The organism is Myroides phaeus, from assembly GCF_009799805.1.
GTDB lineage: Bacteria > Bacteroidota > Bacteroidia > Flavobacteriales > Flavobacteriaceae > Flavobacterium > Flavobacterium phaeum_A.
Genome location: NZ_CP047050.1, coordinates 1,626,556 through 1,645,778, shown reverse-complemented (window position 1 = coordinate 1,645,778; position 19,223 = coordinate 1,626,556). Strand labels below are relative to the sequence as shown.

Here is a 19,223-nt window from a genome sequence, read left to right as displayed (position 1 = left end):
AGAAATCAAATTTAACAAACTATTCCAAAACTAAAACTATTTAAACACTATTCTTTGAAAAAATAACTCAACTCTTGTCTCAAATTATATCTTGATGACATTACTTCTCCATATGCACCTGCTGATCTAATACCGATTAAGTCTCCACGCTGCAATTTTGGCAACAAAACATCTTTGCCAAAACAATCACTACTCTCACAAATAGGACCAACTACATCGTACTTTGTAACTGCTTTATCTTCTTCTTGTTCAATAAATTTATCAGACAATAATTCTACTTTATGATATGCTTGATATAACGCTGGTCTCAACAATTCCGTCATACCTGCATCTAAAATGGCGAAATTCTTTTTTATTCCCTCTTTTATATATAATACACGACTAACCAATGTGCCGCAATTGGCTACAAGTGATCTCCCCAATTCAAAGTGCACTTGTTGATTTTCTCTCAAATCTAAAAACTCGTGAAACAAGTAAAAGAAATTAGAGAAATTTACAATAGCTTCTTCATCAGGTTCAGCATAGTTAATCCCTAATCCCCCTCCTAAATTTAGAATAGGAATATGATATCCTCTTTCATAAAACCACGTATTCCACTCGTTTACTTTTATACATAGTCGCTTATAAACATTTAAGTCTGTTATTTGTGACCCAACGTGAAAGTGAAGACCTACAAGCTCTAAAAAACTATTCTCTGAAATTATATCAACACAAGTCTGTAGTTGATGCATCATTATTCCAAACTTATTCTCGTCTAATCCCGTAGTAATATAATGGTGCGTTTTGGCATCTACATTGGGGTTGATACGCAAAGCAATTCTTCCAACTAATTGATGTTCTTTCGCCAAATCTCCAATAACGCGTAGTTCTTCAACCGACTCTACATTAAAAGACAAAATACCGTTTTGTAATCCTGTTAAAATTTCTCTGTCTGTTTTACCAACTCCTGCAAAAACAACTTCTTCTGCTTTAAACCCATTGTCTATTGCTCGCTCAATTTCATAGCCACTTACACAATCTGCACCAAGTCCAAACTTACTTATTTCTTGAAGTACACGCGGATTATTGTTTGCTTTAATAGCATAATGAATGTGATATCCATATCTATCAGCCGCATTTTTAGCAACCGATATTGTCTCTCTTAACAAAGGTAAGTTGTAGTAATACAATGGCGTATTTTCATCTGCCAACTTACTGATAATTTCTTTTGTCATAGCCTATTCTTTCCTATTAAAACAATCTATTATGTAGTGATCTCAATGCTTCTAATTTATGTTTAGCTGGTACAAGTAGTGATATATTATGCTCACTTCCACCATACGAAATCATACGAATTGGAATATGTTTTACAGCTTCAGAAACAATCGTAGCGTGTCCTAACTTATTATTTCTAAAATCCCCTACTATACAAATAATCGCTAAATCACTATCCACCTCAACACTTCCAAAATAATTTAACTCAGTGATGATTTCATCTAAATACTGCGTTTGATCTATAGTTAAAGATACTGCAACTTCAGACGTTGTAATCATATCGATAGGTGTTTTATATCGCTCAAAAACCTCAAATACACGTCTTAAAAAACCATAAGCCAATAGCATACGTGATGAGTTAATTCGAATAGCGGTAATACCATCTTTTGCAGCAATAGCTACAATTTGATCATCATTTTGTGAATTACCAGAAATTAAGGTACCCGGTGCTTTTAAGTCCATCGTGTCTAATAATCGCACAGGAACATTAAAACGTTGTGCTGGAAATACGCTCTGAGGATGTAGAATCTTTGCTCCAAAATAAGCTAACTCTGCAGCCTCTTCAAAACTAAGTTCTGCAATCGGTTTAGTATTCGGTACAAAGCGAAGATCATTATTGTGAAAACCATCAATATCTGTCCATATTTGAATTTCTTCAACCTGTAACACAGCACCAATTAAAGACGCTGTATAATCAGAACCTCCACGTCTTAAGTTATCTATTTCACCAAAAGCATTGCGACAAATATATCCTTGTGTGATAAACAATGTTTCTTTTGGATATTTACCAAGCTCTGCTTCAAGCTGACTTTTAATATATTCTAAATTAGGCTCTTGTTCTTCGTCAATACGCATAAAATCTAATGCAGCTAACAAAACAGAACTAATCCCTTTTTCTTTTAAATAAAAATGAAATAAAGTAGTTGATAAAAGCTCTCCTTGAGCCAGTACAATTCGCTCTTCCATTGAAGTAAACAAATCATTACTAAAACCTTCTAACAAACTAAAGTGGTGATTAATTACTTCTTCACCAGCTTGTAATCCGTCTTCTGTTTTAAATAATTGCTTTATGAAAGTTTTATATGTAGCAAATAATTTATCAATAGACTCCTTAGCCCCTTCTTTATCCCCCTTAGCATATAGTTCTGAAATATTAACTAATGCGTTTGTAGTACCAGAAACAGCAGATAAAACAACTAAGTGCTTATCACTCGCCTGGGATTTGATAATTGGCAACAACTGCTCCATTCTCTCTGGACTTCCGACTGAAGTCCCTCCAAATTTTAAAACTTTCATAAAAATTAATTTGTTAATGACTAAACGAATAAAAAAAGGGGCTTGTCGTGATGACAAGCCCCTTCGTATATCTCAAAATTTATACCATAGGAAAGCTGCTCACGATTTTTTACGTAAGTACTGTTTCTTTCCCTTCTTTATAACTGATATAAACATTTTCTCTTTTTTATCTCTCACAAATATAAATACTTTATTCAATAATCAACCACAATCAATTCATTTTAAACAAAAAAAGATAAAATCAATCTGACTTTACCTTTTTTGACAATTATAAAAAAACCGATACTAACTAAAATTTTCACAATATCATCACTGATATCTCTTATAATTAAAGTGCCTTTAAACACTCTCTTTTTCTGCTCTTCTATCTGCTTCTGAAGCCGACTCTGCTTTTCCAAATTTCCAATAAGAATAAGCATTCAACTCTTCTTTTGTCCATTCACTTTCTTTTCTCAAAAAGTTTCTCAACATTTTTACGGTACTAAACTCTGCAGCAACATAGCTAAACCTTGACGGATTTACTTCTATTGATTTTACAAACTCAATCACGTTCTCTGCCAATACAGAATTCTGTCCTGGCGTTGGATTAACAATCCACTGAATATTTACTTCTGCTTGTGAACTTAACTGCTGTATATCCTCTTCACTTTGTACTTCTATAAAAGCATCAACGTTTACTCCTTTTGGCAAGCTTTCTAAAATTGCCCCTAAAACAGGAATAGCCGTTGCATCACCTACTAACAAATACCAATCTACTACAGGATACAATTCACTTGCATCACCTCCCATTGCAACGCCTATCTCATCTCCTATAGCTGCATTAATTGCAAAATTAGAAGCTGGTCCTTCATCTCCGTGTGCTACAAAGTCAATATATAATTCCTTCTTTTCTAAATCTATTCCCCTATGCGTATATGTACGTACAGTTGGTTTAATTGACGCATCCATCGGTGCCCACTCTCTCTTTTCAAAATCAAATTCAGGTAAATGAACACGCTCACATCCCTTTGGTGCAATAAAAATTTTGTTGTTTACACCAACTGTTGCATTTTTAAACACCTCAACATCATCTCCTCCTACAGTTAGTCTAACATAGTGTGGTGTTATATATTCTCTATTTTTTAATACAAATACCTTGCGTTGTATATTCGTTTTCTTTGCCATCTATAATTTCTTATACATTAATACCTATTTCAGATAATTGAATCGGTACATACCTCAAAGATATTACTTTATTTAGAATAATTATAAACTACTTTGATTTATACTATGTTAAATCTTTCCACCTCACTCGTTATCAGATGTATTAAAATTATTATAAGAAAATGTAAAAAAGCACTTTAAACCAAAAAATGTTTCTCCTCTCATTGATTAATTTCTATTTTTGCTAAAAATATATTAAGACATGCTAATTATAGGAATAGCCGGAGGAACTGGAAGTGGTAAAACAACAGTAGTTCACCAAATTATGAATGAATTACCTGAAACTGAAGTAGGCGTTATATCACAAGATTCATACTACAAAGCAACCGACAATCTATCTTTAGAAGAGCGTACTTTAATCAACTTTGATCACCCAAGATCTATTGATTTTGAATTATTAGTAAAGCATTTAAAAGAATTAAAAGAAGGGAATAGTATTAATCAACCTGTTTATTCTTTTGTAAAACACAACCGAACTGACGATTATGTTCTTACTCACCCGAGAAAAGTAATGATTGTAGAAGGGATTTTAATTTTATGTCACCCAGAACTTAGAGATATGTGTGATATTAAAATTTTTGTTCATGCTGACTCTGATGAGCGTTTAATTAGACGTCTTAAAAGAGATATAGCAGACAGAGGACGTGATATGATCGAAGTTTTAAGTCGTTACCAAAACACCTTAAAACCTATGCACGATCAGTTTATTGAGCCTTCAAAGGCCTATGCGGACATCATTATTCCTAATGATACTTATAACACTGTAGCAATCGATATCGTGCGTACAGTTATTAACGAAAAAATCGGTTAATCACCTATTTACGACATGAAAATACTTGATCGCCTGAAAAATATCAACTATTTAAACCTACTAAAAAATCCTTTTTTTTTAGTAGGTCTAATTTTTGTATTTTGGATAACGTTTTTCGACAGCTATTCTTTGCTTGAACACAGGGTTATTAATAAAGAAATTGATAAGCTTGAAGGCAATAGAGAATACTTCGAAAAAGAAATTGAAAAAGACAGGCAATCTATCAAAGGATTAAAGAGTGGAGATGCTACTGAAAAGTATGCGCGTGAAAATTATTATATGAAACGTGCTAATGAAGACATCTATATTGTAGAATTTGATACTATACCTGCTAATTAATCTTGACAACCAACTATTATGACCAACCAATTATTTGAAGAATTTGAAAAAGTTTCTTCTAAAGCTTGGAAAAATCAGATACAATATGATTTAAAAGGCGCTGACTACAATGAAACACTTGTATGGGAGAGTTTAGAAGGGATTAAAGTTAGACCTTTCTATCACAATGATTGTGATCACAAAGCTCTACCAATAAACACAAATGCAAGTGACTTCAAAATTGTTCAGCGAATCTATGTATATGATGTCAATAAATCTATTGACAAAGCTTTAGATACTTTACAAAGAGGTGCTGAAATTATTTATTTTACAATTGACAATCCTACGATTGACAGTAAACTTTTATTGAGTAAATTACCTCAACAGCACACTTATTTTTTTGTATTTAGTTTCTTAAATGCAAAGTACACTACTGAACTTGCTGCTTTTGCACAAGCTAATAAGTTTTCTATAGCTATTTTATTAGATCCAATTCATCAATTAACTTCTGATGGTAACTGGTATGAAAACTTAAATAGTGATTTCAATAACCTTAAGGAATGTTTGTCTAAAGCTCCAAATACGGCTATTGTAATCAACGCTACTACTTATCAAAATGCTGGTGCTAATATGGTACAGCAAATTGCCTATGCTATTGCTCATTTAAACGAATACTTGAATAGAGTTGACCATTTAAACAACACTATTTATATTAAAGTTGCTGTTGGAACTAACTATTTTTTTGAAATAAGTAAGCTTCGTGCAATCAGAATGTTAGCAGAAATGGTAATAAAAGAATACCATACAGGCATTGACATTAAATTAATTGCCGTTCCAACTAAGAGAAACAAAACATTATATGACTATAATGTAAATATGTTGCGTACAACTACGGAATGTATGAGTGCTATTTTAGGTGGGGCTGATATGGTGAGTAACTTGCCTTACGACAATCTATATCACAAAGAAAATGAGTTTGGAGACCGTATAGCACGTAACCAACTATTAATTTTGAAAAAAGAAAGCTACTTTGACGCAGTTGATAATCCTGCTGAAGGGGCTTACTATATAGAAAACATTACCTTACAATTGGCTGAAAAAGCATTAGACATTTTTAAGAAAATTGAGAAGGCAGACGGATTTATCACTTCGTTAATTGAAGGAACTATCCAGAAGAAAATAAATGAAAGCGCCCACAAAGAACAAGATTTGTTCAACAGTGGTAAAGAAGTGCTATTGGGTACCAATAAATATCCAAACCCTCAAGACCAAATGAGTCACGACCTTGAGTTATATCCTTTTGTTAAACAAAACCCTCGTAAAACTTTAATCGTTCCGATTATTGAAAGACGTCTTGCTGAAGCTTATGAGCAAAACAGATTAGAGGAGGAAAAAAAAGTTAAACAATAAGGTATGAAAAGAAAGGATTTACATCATTTAGAGATTGACACTTCTGCTATCAGAAATCAATCAGAAACTTCAGAGTTTACTACTGCTGAAGGTATCGCTATCAACAAAGTATATAGCGAAACTGATTTAGAAAACATTGAACACATCGGATTTGCTGCTGGTTTTGCTCCTAATCTAAGAGGTCCATATTCTACGATGTATGTACGTCGTCCGTGGACAATTAGACAATATGCTGGTTTCTCTACTGCTGAAGAAAGTAATGCTTTCTACAGAAGAAACTTAGCCGCTGGACAAAAAGGACTATCTGTAGCTTTTGACTTGGCAACACACCGCGGATACGACTCGGACCACGAGCGTGTAGTTGGAGATGTTGGTAAAGCCGGAGTTGCAATAGACAGCGTTGAAGATATGAAAGTACTCTTTGACCAAATTCCATTAGGAGAAATGTCTGTTTCTATGACAATGAATGGTGCTGTATTACCAATTATGGCATTCTATATTGTTGCAGCTTTAGAACAAGGCGTTGACCCTAAATTATTATCAGGAACTATCCAAAACGATATTCTAAAAGAGTTTATGGTGCGTAATACTTATATCTACCCACCAACTCCTTCTATGAAGATTATCGCAGATATATTTGAATACACGAGTAAAAATATGCCTAAGTTTAACTCTATTTCTATTTCTGGTTACCATATGCAAGAAGCAGGTGCAACCGCAGATATTGAGTTAGCTTATACGTTAGCAGATGGATTAGAGTACATCCGTACGGGATTGGCAGCAGGAATGAAAATTGACGAATTTGCACCAAGACTTTCATTTTTCTGGGCAATTGGAATGAACCATTTTATGGAGATTGCCAAAATGCGCGCAGGTAGAATGTTATGGGCAAAACTACTTAAACAATTCAACCCTACTTCTGAAAAGTCGTTAGCATTAAGAACACATTGTCAAACATCAGGTTGGAGTTTAACAGAACAAGATCCTTTTAACAACGTAGCAAGAACAGCTATTGAAGCTGCCGCTGCGGCTTTTGGAGGAACGCAATCGTTACACACCAATGCTCTTGATGAGGCTATTGCGCTTCCGACAGACTTCTCAGCAAGAATTGCTCGTAACACACAAATCTTCTTACAAGAGGAAACAAAGTTATGTAAAACGGTTGACCCTTGGGCTGGTAGTTATTATGTAGAGAACTTGACACAAGAAATTGCACAAAAAGCGTGGGCACTTATCGAAGAGGTTGAAGAATTAGGGGGTATGACTAAAGCTATTGAAGCTGGTATTCCTAAACTTCGCATTGAAGAAGCTGCGGCACGTAAACAAGCACGTATTGACAGTGGACAAGATATAATTGTTGGTGTAAACCAATATCGCTTAGAAAAAGAAGACCCATTACATATTTTAGAAGTTGATAACCAAACAGTGCGCAAGCAACAAATTGACCGATTAAATCAAATTAAAGCTACGCGTGATAACCAGAAAGTACAAGAAGCATTAGCTGCACTGACTACTTCTGCAAAAACAGGTGAAGGTAACTTATTAGCATTAGCTATTGAAGCGGCTAAATTAAGAGCTACATTAGGTGAGATTAGTGATGCACTGGAAAGTGTATTTGGTAGATTTAAAGCACAAATTCAATCTGTAAGTGGTGTGTATAGCAAAGAAATAAAAGACGACAAAAGTTTTAAAAGAGCGAAAGAGTTAGCAGATAAATTTGCTGATATCGAAGGTCGTCGCCCTCGTATTATGATTGCGAAAATGGGACAAGATGGTCACGACCGCGGAGCAAAGGTAGTAGCTACTGGTTATGCTGACGTTGGTTTTGACGTAGACATCGGACCATTATTCCAAACTCCAGCTGAAGCTGCAAAGCAAGCTGTTGAGAATGATGTTCACGCTTTAGGAGTTTCTTCTTTAGCAGCTGGACACAAAACATTAGTTCCTCAGGTTATTGAAGAATTAAAAAAATATGGTCGTGATGATATTATGGTGATTGTAGGGGGAGTTATTCCTGCACAAGATTACCAATTCTTATTCGACGCAGGTGCAGTTGCCGTATTTGGTCCTGGTACTAAAATTAGTGAAGCTGCTATTACAATGTTAGAAATTCTCATAGGAGAAGAAGCTTAAGATAAATTTCAAAGACAATCTGACAAGTCTTTATTTCAAAGAATCCTCAACTTTCGTTGAGGATTTTTTTTGTTCATTTTTTCTGTACTCTTCTCAATCATAAAGAAATCTATTTACACAAATACAATCTTCAGTTGAAACAAAGCTCAACTATATTTTCATTGATAAAAGTTCCAAACCTTGAAAAAGCAAGGATTTTCAAAGGTTTGAAGAGCTTAGATACGAATTGAAAGCAAATTTTTCTCTCTTCTCTTTTTCAGTACATTTCCCTTAAGACTTTTAAAGACAACCTATCGTCTTTTAAAAGTATAAAACAACAACTTTAGTGATACTATAAAAAATACAATCATCTATTATAAAACAGATTACACCAATAACAAAAGCCTTTATAATAGGTTGTTTTTAACGACAAATCTGCTCTTAAACTGAATTTTATAAGTTAAACTAACTCCAAATGCAGTACCTTTGTCCAAAATATTATACTTTTTTATGACATTTGAAGACTTACACTTAAATAAAAATATATTACGTGCAATCGAAGAGCTTGGTTACAAAGAACCTACTCCTATTCAGCAAAAAGTTATTCCATTAATCTTAGCAGAGAAAGACCTTATTGGTTGTGCGCAAACAGGTACTGGAAAAACAGCTGCTTTTGCAATGCCGATTATCCATTATTTACACAAAATTGGGAATACCAAAAAAGCAAAGAAAGCGAAAGTATTAATCGTTACTCCAACGCGTGAACTTGCTGTTCAAATTGGTGATAACTTTGAGAAATACGCTAAGTATACTAACGTTACGCATATTACTTTATATGGTGGAATGTCCATCAAACCACAAATAGAACAATTAAATAAAGGAGCTGATGTAATCATTGGTACTCCAGGTCGTTTGTTGGATTTATATAAACAAAAACACTTAGACCTTGACCATTTACACTACTTGGTTTTAGATGAAGCGGACTTAATGTTAGATATGGGATTCATTGATGAAGTGAAAAAACTGATTCAATTAACTCCGTCTAATAGACAAACACTTTTATTCTCAGCTACTATGCCTTTGGCTATTCGCGAATTGGCACACGAGTTTTTACAAAAACCAGAATATGTAGCAGTAGATTCTATTTCTTCAAGTGCTAAAACGGTAAAACAAAAAGTGTACTTTGTTGAAAAAGGAGACAAAAAGAAATTGTTATACCACATTATTAGAAACGAAAAATTATCTGATGTTTTAGTATTTACACGTACTAAAATGGGAGCTGATACTGTAGTAGAAAGTTTGATTAAAAACGGAATAAATGCTGCTGCTTTTCACGGAGACAAATCTCAAACTGCACGTGAAGAAGCTTTAGATAGTTTTAAAAATAAAGAAACTAAAGTATTAATTGCAACAGATATTGCGGCAAGGGGAATTGACATTGATTCGTTACCTGTTGTAATTAACTATGATTTACCTAATATTCCTGAAACATTTGTACACCGAATTGGACGTACAGGTAGAGCTGGAAATGAAGGAGTAGCTATTTCTTTCTGTGACCAAACAGAAAAAAACTACTGGGCTGACATTGTAAAATTCACGCGTTCTCAACCTAAAATTGTTACTGAACATCCTTTCCCGTGGAAAGAAAAGAACAAAAAAGAAGGTGAAGGACAAAAGAAAGATTACAGAAAAAAACCAGGACAAGGTAATTCTCGTAAATCTGAAAACTCTAAAAAGAATAAAAAACGTTGGTATTAAGCTAAGGTTTTTATCTATCTTTCGGATTAAATAATCTGTTATGAAAAAACTATTTTACTTAATACTAATTGCCATTATCAGTGTACTCCTGTTACTCTACTTTGCTAATTACACAGTAAAAGCGACTACAGAAAAGCAGTTGTATGACAAGACAGAGGACATTCCTCACAATAAAGTAGGTCTTGTTTTAGGTACTGCAAAACACTTAGCTAATGGTCAGTTAAACTATTATTTCACTTATCGCATTGAAGCTGCAGCAGCTTTGTATAAAAGTGGTAAGTTAGAATATATAGTTGTTAGTGGAGACAATAGTCGTAAAGATTACAATGAACCAGAGGATATGAAATTAGCGTTGGTAGAAAAAGGGATACCTGAAGAAAAAATCTACTTAGATTATGCTGGTTTCAGAACATTAGACTCTGTTTATCGAATGAAAGAAATATTTGGTCAAGATGAATTTACCATTATTTCTCAACCATTTCACAATGAAAGAGCCGTGTATATTGCAAATCATCTTGATTTAAAAACAATTGGTTTTAACGCCCAAGATGTTACAAGACACTACGGTTTTAAAACATTAATCAGAGAAAAGTTTGCAAGAGTAAAAGTTCTATTGGATAATTTGATAAGCAAGAAACCTAAATATTTAGGTGCCCCTATCAAAATAGGAACACAAGATATATAAACAAAAAAAGTCGAGATAATATCTCGACTTTTTTTGTTTTTAAACTATATATTATACGAATAAATGCCATACTTGTGCTACGACAAAACAAACGATAACTCCTAATATAACTGGCAAAATAGAAGCTACTGTTGTCCACTTAACACTATTTGTTTCCTTGTAAATGGTGTAAATAGTAGTACTACACGGATTGTGTAATAAACTAAACAACATTAAATTTACTCCTGTTAAGGTTGTCCATCCTGCTGCGTGTAAAATTGTAGCGATCTCTCCGTCTGAAACTTCAAACATCACTCCAGCTCCTTCCCCTAAACTTGCATCTCCTAATACCATTGCTGTAAGCATTAATATGGTTGGAATCACAATTTCATTAGCTGGAATTGCTACAACATAAGCCAATAGAATAACTCCATTTAATCCAAGTAAAACACCGATTGGGTCTAATCCTTCAATTACCCATAATGCCATACTCTTGTCGCCAATCATAATATTACAAACTAACCAAATAATTGCTCCCGCTGGTGCTGCAAACACAATAGCTCTCCACAATACAATCATAGTTCTGTCAATCAATGATGTATAAACCGTTTGTAATACGTGAGGAGGTCTATATGGTGGTAATTCTAACGTAAAGAAAGAAGCCTCTCCTTTTAGCATTGTTTTCGATAGAAACCAAGAAACAAAAAAGGTAAATGCAATTCCCAAAACAACAATTCCTACAACTGCTAAAGTCGATATTGTATGCGACATATAAGCAGGTACTAAAGCCCCTATAAATATAGTAGCCATTAAGATTTGCGTTGGCCAACGACCATTACAAAGTGAAAAGTTGTTTGTAATAATCGCTATTAATTTCTCGCGAGGACTATTAATAATTCTTGTTGCTACAACTCCTGCAGCATTACAACCAAACCCCATACTCATAGTCAATGCTTGCTTTCCGTGTGCTCCTGCTCCTTTAAACAACCTGTCTAAATTAAAAGCTACCCTTGGCAAATATCCAAAGTCTTCTAACAACGTAAATAACGGAAAGAAAATAGCCATTGGTGGTAACATTACTGCTATTACCCACGCTGTAGCAAGATACACTCCATCTATTAAAAATCCGCTTAGCCACCAAGGAAAACCTACTGAGGTTGCTCCCTCTTTTAGCAAAGGATATAATTGTTCTAATAGCAAATATGACAATGCTTCAGAAGGATAATTAGACCCAATAATTGTTAGCCATAAAACTCCCCCTAACATTAGTAGCATAATAGGAAAACCAAATCGCTTACTGGTAACCACGTTGTCTATCATTCTGTCAATGCGGAATGCACGTTGATTCTCGTCTGATTTCACTGTGCTTTTCACTGTTTTTGATACTTGTGAAAAAATAGCTCCTGCTACATTATCTGAATAATCCAACCCCAGTGAATCGTGGTATTGATTTGCCTTTTCTAAAATAGGTTGGATTTTTTCAACTGTTATTTTTTGAGACAAGGTTTTGTTTAACAAAGCAGCTTGAATACTATTATCTTGTTGAATCAAACGCATTGCAATCCACGAAGCACTTGGCAACTCAGCATCTAATGCTAATAAATCAGTTGCAACTTCTTGTACTGCTTTACGCGACTCCCCTGAAATTCCCGAAATCGTTTTGTGTTCCGGAACATATTTTCCTGTTGCCACTTGATCAATAGCCAATAGCAACTCAGGAATTCCCTCTTTATTTCTCGCTGATGTTGGAATAACAGGAACACCTAAATCTCTTGATAAACCACGAACGTCAATCTCTACACCGTGACGCGTAGCCTCATCCATAAGGTTTAAACAAACAACTACTTTGTTTGTGATTTCTTGAATTTGAACTACCAAACTTAAATGGCGTTCTAATCTCCCAGCATCAACTACAACAACAGTAACATCAGGCTTACCAAAAAGAATAAAATCCCTTGCTACCTCTTCGTCTTCTGACGTTGACATTAGGGAATACGTTCCTGGTAAGTCAATTAATTTATACTTACTTTCTTTGTATTGAAAACTCCCCTCAGCTCTTGTAACAGTTTTCCCTGGCCAGTTACCAGTGTGCTGTTTCAATCCTGTTAAGGCGTTAAATATTGTACTTTTTCCAGTATTTGGATTTCCCGCAAGCGCAATTGAATAATCAAAATTACCCGATATATCACCGAGTTTCTTTAATTCTGCAGCAGCGTTTAAATCACAAATATCACAGGCTGTTTTCGCCATATCGATCTTCTCCTTACTTAAATTTTGTTATTGAATTGAGATTAATACCATTTTTGCATCCTCTTTACGCAATGAAATAATAGTATTATAAATTGAGTATGCTACTGGATCTTTTAGAGGACTTACATTGTGTACGGCAATTTCTGCACCCGGTACAAATCCTAAGTCAAGAAAACGTTGGTGCACTTCTCTTGCACAACCACGCTCAATACCAACAATCTTAGCTTTTACTCCTTTTTGAAGTTCTGACAAATTCATTCTCATTTCTTTAGATATACAAAATTACATAATTAGGCTTGTCTAACAATAAATTTAGTGTTAAAACTAATCATTATAAATAATGTGATTAAGAGAAAAGGGAAGCTTGAAGAAATACTCTATTTTTTAAAACACAAGTAAAGAAAAAGTCTAAAAGTTAGGGGCACTACACACACACTTCCTTTTCTATAAGAAACAAAATAAACGGAGATTAAAAATCTAATGCAATGGATTGTTCTTGCGATAAAGAACATATCAAAGGGTAGTTTTAAACGCACCATGTTCGAGACATCTACCACTCAAGTCCCACAGAAGTTCGGAAAAAAGCCTTTTTTACCGAAGAAGTCTGGTACTTGTGTGGTGCTTGTGTGAAACAAGTATCAAAGAAGCCTATAATGACAGTACTATTTAACGTACACCTAACTATTACAAAAGCATATGACTGAGCTGATGGTTTACGAATAATATATAATTAAAAAAGTAGTTATTACAAAACTGACTCATTACTTAATCCCTATTTAGCTTTAACAAACAGACATAAAAAAAGCAACTACCCTTGCGAATAGTTGCTTTCATAATATTTTCCACCAGTTACTAAATCGGTTTAAACGCATTTTCAAAAGGAACACGGTGCACTAAACTACGCCCTAATGTTACTTCATCTGCATACTCTAACTCATCTCCAACTGCAATTCCTCTGGCAATTGTAGATGTGATTATGTTGTGGTCTTTTACTTGTTTATAAATATAAAAATTGGTTGTATCCCCTTCCATAGTTGAACTCAAAGCAAAAATAATTTCTTTTACTTCTCCATTTTTCACCTTTTCAACCAAAGAATTAATATTCAACTGGCTTGGCCCTACTCCATCCATAGGCGATATCTTACCTCCTAAAACGTGGTAAATTCCTTTGAACAGTTGGGTGTTTTCCAAAGCCATAACATCGCGTACGTCTTCAACGACACAAATTGTTTGATGATCGCGTACTGGATTTGAACAAATATCACAGATTTCTTCGTCAGAAATATTGTGGCAGCTTTTACAGAAACTGATTTCTTTTCTCATTTTCATCAACGCCTCTGCCATGTGAACTGTTTGCTCTTCTGGTTGCTTTAATAAATGTAACATCAATCGCAAAGCAGTACGCTTACCAATCCCTGGTAATTGTGACATTTCTTCTACTGCTTTTTCTAATAATTTTGAAGGGAATTCCATGGCGCAAATATATAAAATATCAAAGCATAGATGAAATTGCTTTTTCACTGTTCGCTAAAAAATAACAACTTGTTTTTGCGAGTGTTAAAAAGAATAAAACTAACATTCTTTCCGTCTGTTCACTCTTTGTGAAAAAAATAATTACTTTTGGAAACACATTCATTTTCAAAATCAATTTATGTCACCAATTAGCATTATTACCATCATCACGATTTACTTCGGTATATTAATTCTTATTTCACATTTTGTGAGTAAAAAAGATAGTAGTAATGATGCCTTTTTTAGTGCTAATAAAAATGCAAAGTGGTATTTAGTGGCTTTTGGAATGATTGGAACAGCACTTTCTGGTGTTACCTTTATTTCAGTGCCCGGAGAAGTTGGCTCTCCTAATGGAGAACAGTTTAAATACTTTCAATTCGTTTTAGGAAATGCTGTTGGTTTTTTACTAACCGCCTCTATTTTATTACCGCTTTATTACAAGTATAACTTGGTGTCCATTTATACTTACATCGAGAAAAGATTAGGACATTATAGCTATAAAAGTGCTGCATCTATCTTTTTATTAAGTAGAACAATTGGTTCGGCTTTTAGGCTTTACCTTGTGGTTATAGTACTACAGCGTTATGTATTTGATCATTTTGGTATTCCTTTTTTTGCAACCGTATTAATTGCCCTTTTACTTATATATGCCTATACTTACAAAGGAGGACTAAAAACCATTATCATAACAGATACGCTACAAACATTTTTCCTTGTGGCATCGGTTATTTTTACCATTGTTTTCATTTGTCACAGCTTAGATTTAAGTCCTATTGAAGCTTTTGAAACAGTAAAACAAAGTAATTATTCTAAAATATTTTTCTTTGAAGACTTTATATCTAATCGCTTTAATTTCTTTAAACAGTTTATTGGAGGGATTTTTGTAACCTTGGCTATGGTGGGACTTGACCAAGATTTGATGCAGAAAAACTTGAGCTGTAAAAACATTAAAGAAGCTCAGAAAAATATGTATTCGTTCACTGCTATCTTTGTTGTCATTAACTTATTCTTCTTAGGTGTAGGCGCTTTACTATATATCTATGCGAATAAATACGGCATTGATGTTCCTCTTGATAGCGCTTCAGGAAAACCAAGAACAGATTTATTGTTCCCTGAAATAGCATTTAACCACTTATCTATTGTTCCTGCAATAGTATTCTTATTAGGGCTAACAGCAGCTACATTTGCAACAACTGACTCTGCTTTAACAGCATTAACTACGTCGTTTTGTATCGACTTTTTAAATATGGACAAACAAAAAGAGAGTAGCTCAAATGTTTGGAAACGAAAAATAGTTCACTTGAGCTTTTCTTTCTTGATGTTCTTAGTTATTATCTTGTTCAATGCTATTAATGACGCATCTGTAGTTAGTATGATTTTTAGAATTGCTTCATATACGTATGGTCCTCTTTTAGGATTATTCGCTTTTGCCATTATCTTTAAAAACAAACAAGTGAAGGACAAACTGGTTCCAATTATCTGTCTAATTTCTCCATTTGCAACATTATTTATTAGTAATAATGCCAGCGGTTTTTTAGGAGGTTATGTATTTGACAACGAATTGATCTTAGTAAATGCGAGTATTACAGTCATCTTATTATTGTTAATCAGCAAGAAATCAGTATTGGTTAGTACGCAACAAAACTAACGTACAAGCCTCGTCATAATCAATACCATTTTCACGCAATAATTTATATAACACCGGATTTTCTGTTCCGGGGTTAAATATTACCCGTCTTGGTTTTAACAAAATAATATATTCGTAAAACTCTTCTTGTCTCTTAGGATTTAGATATAAGGTAATTGTATCTATATCATCATATGCTATTAACTCCTTTGAAATAGTTACATTTCCAATATTACCTACTCTTAATCCGTGAGCTACAACACTATAACCATACTCTTGTAACATTGAAATTGCTTTAAAAGAGTATCTTTCTGTTTTTAAAGAAGCTCCTAACACTAAAGTTTTCATAATTTATTATTTTTATTACTTTAACAATTTAAACTCAAATACTGTACATTAATTAACAAAAGACACAACACAAACAACATTAAACATACCAAATCAACATTTACAATGAAGTAAATTTTCTTAAAAACAGTAAAATAAGTCATTTAATTGGAATAAATATCCAAATAATGATAAAAGTCATATTGTTGATACAATATTAACACTAATTTTACATCAGAAAATTTAAAAAAACAATTATGAAAAAATTACTACTATCTTTTTTAGGAGCTGCTTTATTAATGGGTGGTTCAACATTTGCACAAGAGAATGTTGCTAAAGAAAAAGAAACATACAAATGGCAAATGCGTTTACGTGGTGTTGGTGTAATTCCTCACAACAGAGCTGACATTGGTGTTATCGGTGGTCAAATTGACGTAAACAATAACTTTATACCTGAATTAGACTTCACTTATTTCTTTACAGAAAATCTTGCTGCTGAATTAATTTTAGGTACTTCAAGACATAATGTTGGAACATTAGGTTCAGATATTTCTGCCATTGGTGGAGAAACTTCTGTAAACCTTGATTTAGGAAGTGTATATTTATTACCTCCGACTTTAATGGTACAATACCACCACAAATTTGGTGAAGTATTCAAACCATATGTTGGAGCTGGTGTTAACTACACAATTTTCTACAACGAAAAATCAGGTGTAGCAAAAGACATTAAATATGATAACAAATTTGGTTGGGGATACCAATTTGGATTTGACATTGATTTAACTGATAAATTCTTTATCAACGTTGACTTCAAAAAATTATTCTTAAAAACAGACGTAACTGTTGACGCTTCTAACTTAAATGGAGGAGATGCATTAGACATACCTGCAAAAGTTAAAATCGATCCAATGTTAATTGGTTTTGGTGTAGGAATGCGTTTTTAATTATTTAATAAGACATTTTTTTTTCAACCACCCCCACAATTCTTGTGTTAGGGTGGTTTTTTATTGCCTAATATTTTTGCGACCTTTGCAATTGTTTTTGAGTACTACAAATTATTATGGCAACTACTATTACGTTTAAGGATATCAACAAATTAGCTATTCCAGCTATCTTTTCAGGAATTTCAGAATCTATAATCTCTTTAACGGATATTGCAATTGTTGGGAATGTAAAAGAAAATAGTGTAGAAGCCTTAGCTGCTGTTGGTCTTGTCGGTTCATTTCTTTCGGCTATTATATGGGTAGTTGCACAAACAAAAACATCTATTTCTGCTACCGTATCACAACACTTAGGTAGCAAAAGATTATTTGCAGTAAAAACACTTGTTCCTCAGGCTATTGTTTTCAACTTTCTATTGAGTGTGTTCTTATTCATCTTTACTACTTTTTTTGTCCACGAGATCTTTGTGGCCTATAATGCAAGTGGTCTTATACTTACCTATGCAAAAGAATACTATTTAATACGAGCTTGGGGCTTTCCTCTTACTTTGATAACCTTTGCTATATTTGGAGTCTTTAGGGGGCTTCAAAACACTGTATGGGCAATGAAGTGTAGTCTGGTAGGAGCTTTTCTAAATGTAGGTCTAAACTACTTATTTGTATTTGGTGTAGATGGATGGATCCCAGCAATGCATATTAAAGGAGCTGCTTATGCCAGTGTTATTGCTCAGACTGTAATGCTAATTATGGCTTTCTACTTCTTCTTTACGAAAACTCCTTTTACGTTAAAAGTTCGAAGAACGATTAACCCTTCTTTAAAGCCATTAATTATAATGAGTTTTAACTTTATAATTCGTACTGCAACTTTAAATGTGGCACTATATTTAGCAAATGCGTACGCTACTGGTTATGGTAAAAGCTTCATTGCTGCTCAAAGTATCTTAATGAATATTTGGCTTTTCTTCTCTTTCTTTATTGATGGTTATGCAAGTGCTGGTAATGCTTTATCAGGTAGATTATTGGGCGAGAAAAACTATAATGCGATGTGGAAAATGAGTAAGGATATCAGCAAATATGCAATTATTATTGCCCTTGCTTTAAATACAATTTGCATCATATTCTACAAACAAATTGGTTTACTCTTCAACCAAGACCCTGAGGTAATAAAAGTATTTTTATCTGTATTCTGGTTAGTACTTATTATGCAACCAATCAATGCTCTTGCTTATATTTATGATGGAATATTTAAAGGGATGGGAGACGCTAAGTTTTTACGTAATAATTTGTTGTTTGCAACTTTTTGTGGTTTTATACCTACCCTTTTGTTGTTTGATTACTTAGGTTTTAAACTATATAGTGTCTGGATTGCCTTTGCTGTTTGGATGTGTTGCCGTAGTTTCCCTTTAATGTATTTGTTCAAAAAGAATTATGTAAATCAATAAATGCTATTATTTCACACACTACCCAACATAACAAGAAGAACGTTTTTAATTACCTTTATAACAACTCATACGGAAACTTCAATGCTTAACGATTATTATGCTATATAGTCTAAGTTCATCAATAGTACAATTAAACATTCTTCAACCCTGTATACAAGCTTTATTCTGGTGATTATTGTATGTCACAAATAATACAACCAAACATCCTTTAAACTAATACATAAGCTTTATTTCATTTATTAATGTATAATCATTTGATTATCATTTTTGGTTGCTACCCAACCTCTCTTGATTTACT

Annotated in this window: 16 protein-coding genes; 9 read left to right on the top strand and 7 right to left on the bottom strand. The window is 33.6% G+C overall.

The features are described from left to right. Positions 1-47 precede the first annotated feature (47 nt). From lysA to GQS07_RS07335, 3 genes are all read right to left on the bottom strand, one after another. A complete protein-coding gene (gene lysA, locus GQS07_RS07345) occupies positions 48-1,214 on the bottom strand; it encodes a diaminopimelate decarboxylase (protein ID WP_158210242.1) in 1,167 nt (388 codons plus the stop codon). Positions 1,215-1,230: 16 nt separating this feature from the next. Further along, the gene (locus GQS07_RS07340) at positions 1,231-2,550 is read right to left on the bottom strand and encodes an aspartate kinase (protein ID WP_158210241.1); all 1,320 of its coding nucleotides are present in this window, start codon (positions 2,548-2,550) and stop codon (positions 1,231-1,233) included. Positions 2,551-2,889: 339 nt separating this feature from the next. Then, a complete protein-coding gene (locus GQS07_RS07335; RefSeq protein WP_158210240.1) occupies positions 2,890-3,714 on the bottom strand; it encodes a siderophore-interacting protein in 825 nt (274 codons plus the stop codon). Between the two features lie 241 nt (positions 3,715-3,955). Here GQS07_RS07335 and udk point away from each other — a divergent pair, with 241 nt between their 5' ends. The 6 genes from udk to GQS07_RS07305 all read left to right on the top strand — a co-directional run bounded on the left by udk (position 3,956) and on the right by GQS07_RS07305 (position 10,847). Beyond that, the gene (gene udk / locus GQS07_RS07330) at positions 3,956-4,564 is read left to right on the top strand and encodes a uridine kinase (RefSeq protein ID WP_158210239.1); all 609 of its coding nucleotides are present in this window, start codon (positions 3,956-3,958) and stop codon (positions 4,562-4,564) included. 15 nt (positions 4,565-4,579) lie between these two features. Then, complete coding sequence (locus GQS07_RS07325) at positions 4,580-4,903, top strand: FtsB family cell division protein (protein ID WP_158210238.1); 324 nt, start codon at positions 4,580-4,582, stop codon at positions 4,901-4,903. Between the two features lie 18 nt (positions 4,904-4,921). Further along, positions 4,922-6,292: a methylmalonyl-CoA mutase subunit beta gene (locus tag GQS07_RS07320; RefSeq protein ID WP_158210237.1), complete on the top strand. Its 1,371-nt coding sequence runs from the start codon at positions 4,922-4,924 to the stop codon at positions 6,290-6,292. A 3-nt stretch (positions 6,293-6,295) separates the two neighbouring features. Then, positions 6,296-8,425: a methylmalonyl-CoA mutase gene (gene scpA, locus GQS07_RS07315; protein WP_158210236.1), complete on the top strand. Its 2,130-nt coding sequence runs from the start codon at positions 6,296-6,298 to the stop codon at positions 8,423-8,425. Between the two features lie 489 nt (positions 8,426-8,914). Beyond that, on the top strand, positions 8,915-10,162 hold the full coding sequence (locus GQS07_RS07310) for a DEAD/DEAH box helicase (RefSeq protein WP_158210235.1): 1,248 nt from the start codon (positions 8,915-8,917) through the stop codon (positions 10,160-10,162). Between the two features lie 40 nt (positions 10,163-10,202). Further along, the gene (locus GQS07_RS07305) at positions 10,203-10,847 is read left to right on the top strand and encodes a vancomycin high temperature exclusion protein (protein ID WP_158210234.1); all 645 of its coding nucleotides are present in this window, start codon (positions 10,203-10,205) and stop codon (positions 10,845-10,847) included. Positions 10,848-10,898: 51 nt separating this feature from the next. Here the strand turns inward: GQS07_RS07305 and feoB are convergent, their stop codons facing one another. The 3 genes from feoB to recR form a co-directional block, all read right to left on the bottom strand. Next, positions 10,899-13,076, bottom strand: a complete 2,178-nt coding sequence (gene feoB / locus GQS07_RS07300; RefSeq protein WP_158210233.1) for a ferrous iron transport protein B — start codon at positions 13,074-13,076, stop codon at positions 10,899-10,901. A gap of 27 nt (positions 13,077-13,103) precedes the next feature. Then, complete coding sequence (locus GQS07_RS07295) at positions 13,104-13,334, bottom strand: ferrous iron transport protein A (protein ID WP_090410368.1); 231 nt, start codon at positions 13,332-13,334, stop codon at positions 13,104-13,106. A gap of 594 nt (positions 13,335-13,928) precedes the next feature. Then, positions 13,929-14,549: a recombination mediator RecR gene (gene recR, locus GQS07_RS07290; RefSeq protein ID WP_158210232.1), complete on the bottom strand. Its 621-nt coding sequence runs from the start codon at positions 14,547-14,549 to the stop codon at positions 13,929-13,931. 178 nt (positions 14,550-14,727) lie between these two features. Here recR and GQS07_RS07285 point away from each other — a divergent pair, with 178 nt between their 5' ends. Continuing rightward, the gene (locus GQS07_RS07285) at positions 14,728-16,236 is read left to right on the top strand and encodes a sodium:solute symporter (RefSeq protein ID WP_090410370.1); all 1,509 of its coding nucleotides are present in this window, start codon (positions 14,728-14,730) and stop codon (positions 16,234-16,236) included. Here the strand turns inward: GQS07_RS07285 and GQS07_RS07280 are convergent. Further along, the gene (locus GQS07_RS07280) at positions 16,207-16,563 is read right to left on the bottom strand and encodes a CoA-binding protein (RefSeq protein ID WP_199269089.1); all 357 of its coding nucleotides are present in this window, start codon (positions 16,561-16,563) and stop codon (positions 16,207-16,209) included. The two genes, GQS07_RS07285 and GQS07_RS07280, sit on opposite strands and share 30 nt — an antisense overlap. Before the next feature lie 236 nt (positions 16,564-16,799). Here GQS07_RS07280 and GQS07_RS07275 point away from each other — a divergent pair, with 236 nt between their 5' ends. Next, positions 16,800-17,486 (top strand): OmpW/AlkL family protein, encoded by a 687-nt coding sequence (locus GQS07_RS07275; RefSeq protein ID WP_158210231.1) that lies wholly within the window; start codon positions 16,800-16,802, stop codon positions 17,484-17,486. Between the two features lie 116 nt (positions 17,487-17,602). After that, positions 17,603-18,925 carry an MATE family efflux transporter gene (locus tag GQS07_RS07270; RefSeq protein WP_158210230.1) on the top strand — a complete coding sequence of 441 codons (1,323 nt, stop codon included), beginning with the start codon at positions 17,603-17,605 and terminating at the stop codon, positions 18,923-18,925. The last annotated feature ends 298 nt before the right edge of the window (positions 18,926-19,223 follow it).

Bases quoted from the DNA above. Each gene is read 5' to 3' on its own strand.
- GQS07_RS07305 (WP_158210234.1), top strand. From the start codon at position 10,203: ATGAAAAAACTATTTTACTTAATACTAATTGCCATTATCAGTGTACTC.
- GQS07_RS07340 (WP_158210241.1), bottom strand. From the start codon at position 2,550: ATGAAAGTTTTAAAATTTGGAGGGACTTCAGTCGGAAGTCCAGAGAGA.
- GQS07_RS07285 (WP_090410370.1), top strand. From the start codon at position 14,728: ATGTCACCAATTAGCATTATTACCATCATCACGATTTACTTCGGTATA.
- GQS07_RS07280 (WP_199269089.1), bottom strand. From the start codon at position 16,563: ATGAAAACTTTAGTGTTAGGAGCTTCTTTAAAAACAGAAAGATACTCT.
- GQS07_RS07310 (WP_158210235.1), top strand. From the start codon at position 8,915: ATGACATTTGAAGACTTACACTTAAATAAAAATATATTACGTGCAATC.
- udk (WP_158210239.1), top strand. From the start codon at position 3,956: ATGCTAATTATAGGAATAGCCGGAGGAACTGGAAGTGGTAAAACAACA.
- feoB (WP_158210233.1), bottom strand. From the start codon at position 13,076: ATGGCGAAAACAGCCTGTGATATTTGTGATTTAAACGCTGCTGCAGAA.
- GQS07_RS07295 (WP_090410368.1), bottom strand. From the start codon at position 13,334: ATGAATTTGTCAGAACTTCAAAAAGGAGTAAAAGCTAAGATTGTTGGT.
- GQS07_RS07320 (WP_158210237.1), top strand. From the start codon at position 4,922: ATGACCAACCAATTATTTGAAGAATTTGAAAAAGTTTCTTCTAAAGCT.
- GQS07_RS07335 (WP_158210240.1), bottom strand. From the start codon at position 3,714: ATGGCAAAGAAAACGAATATACAACGCAAGGTATTTGTATTAAAAAAT.
- GQS07_RS07325 (WP_158210238.1), top strand. From the start codon at position 4,580: ATGAAAATACTTGATCGCCTGAAAAATATCAACTATTTAAACCTACTA.
- scpA (WP_158210236.1), top strand. From the start codon at position 6,296: ATGAAAAGAAAGGATTTACATCATTTAGAGATTGACACTTCTGCTATC.
- recR (WP_158210232.1), bottom strand. From the start codon at position 14,549: ATGGAATTCCCTTCAAAATTATTAGAAAAAGCAGTAGAAGAAATGTCA.
- GQS07_RS07275 (WP_158210231.1), top strand. From the start codon at position 16,800: ATGAAAAAATTACTACTATCTTTTTTAGGAGCTGCTTTATTAATGGGT.
- lysA (WP_158210242.1), bottom strand. From the start codon at position 1,214: ATGACAAAAGAAATTATCAGTAAGTTGGCAGATGAAAATACGCCATTG.
- GQS07_RS07270 (WP_158210230.1), top strand. From the start codon at position 17,603: ATGGCAACTACTATTACGTTTAAGGATATCAACAAATTAGCTATTCCA.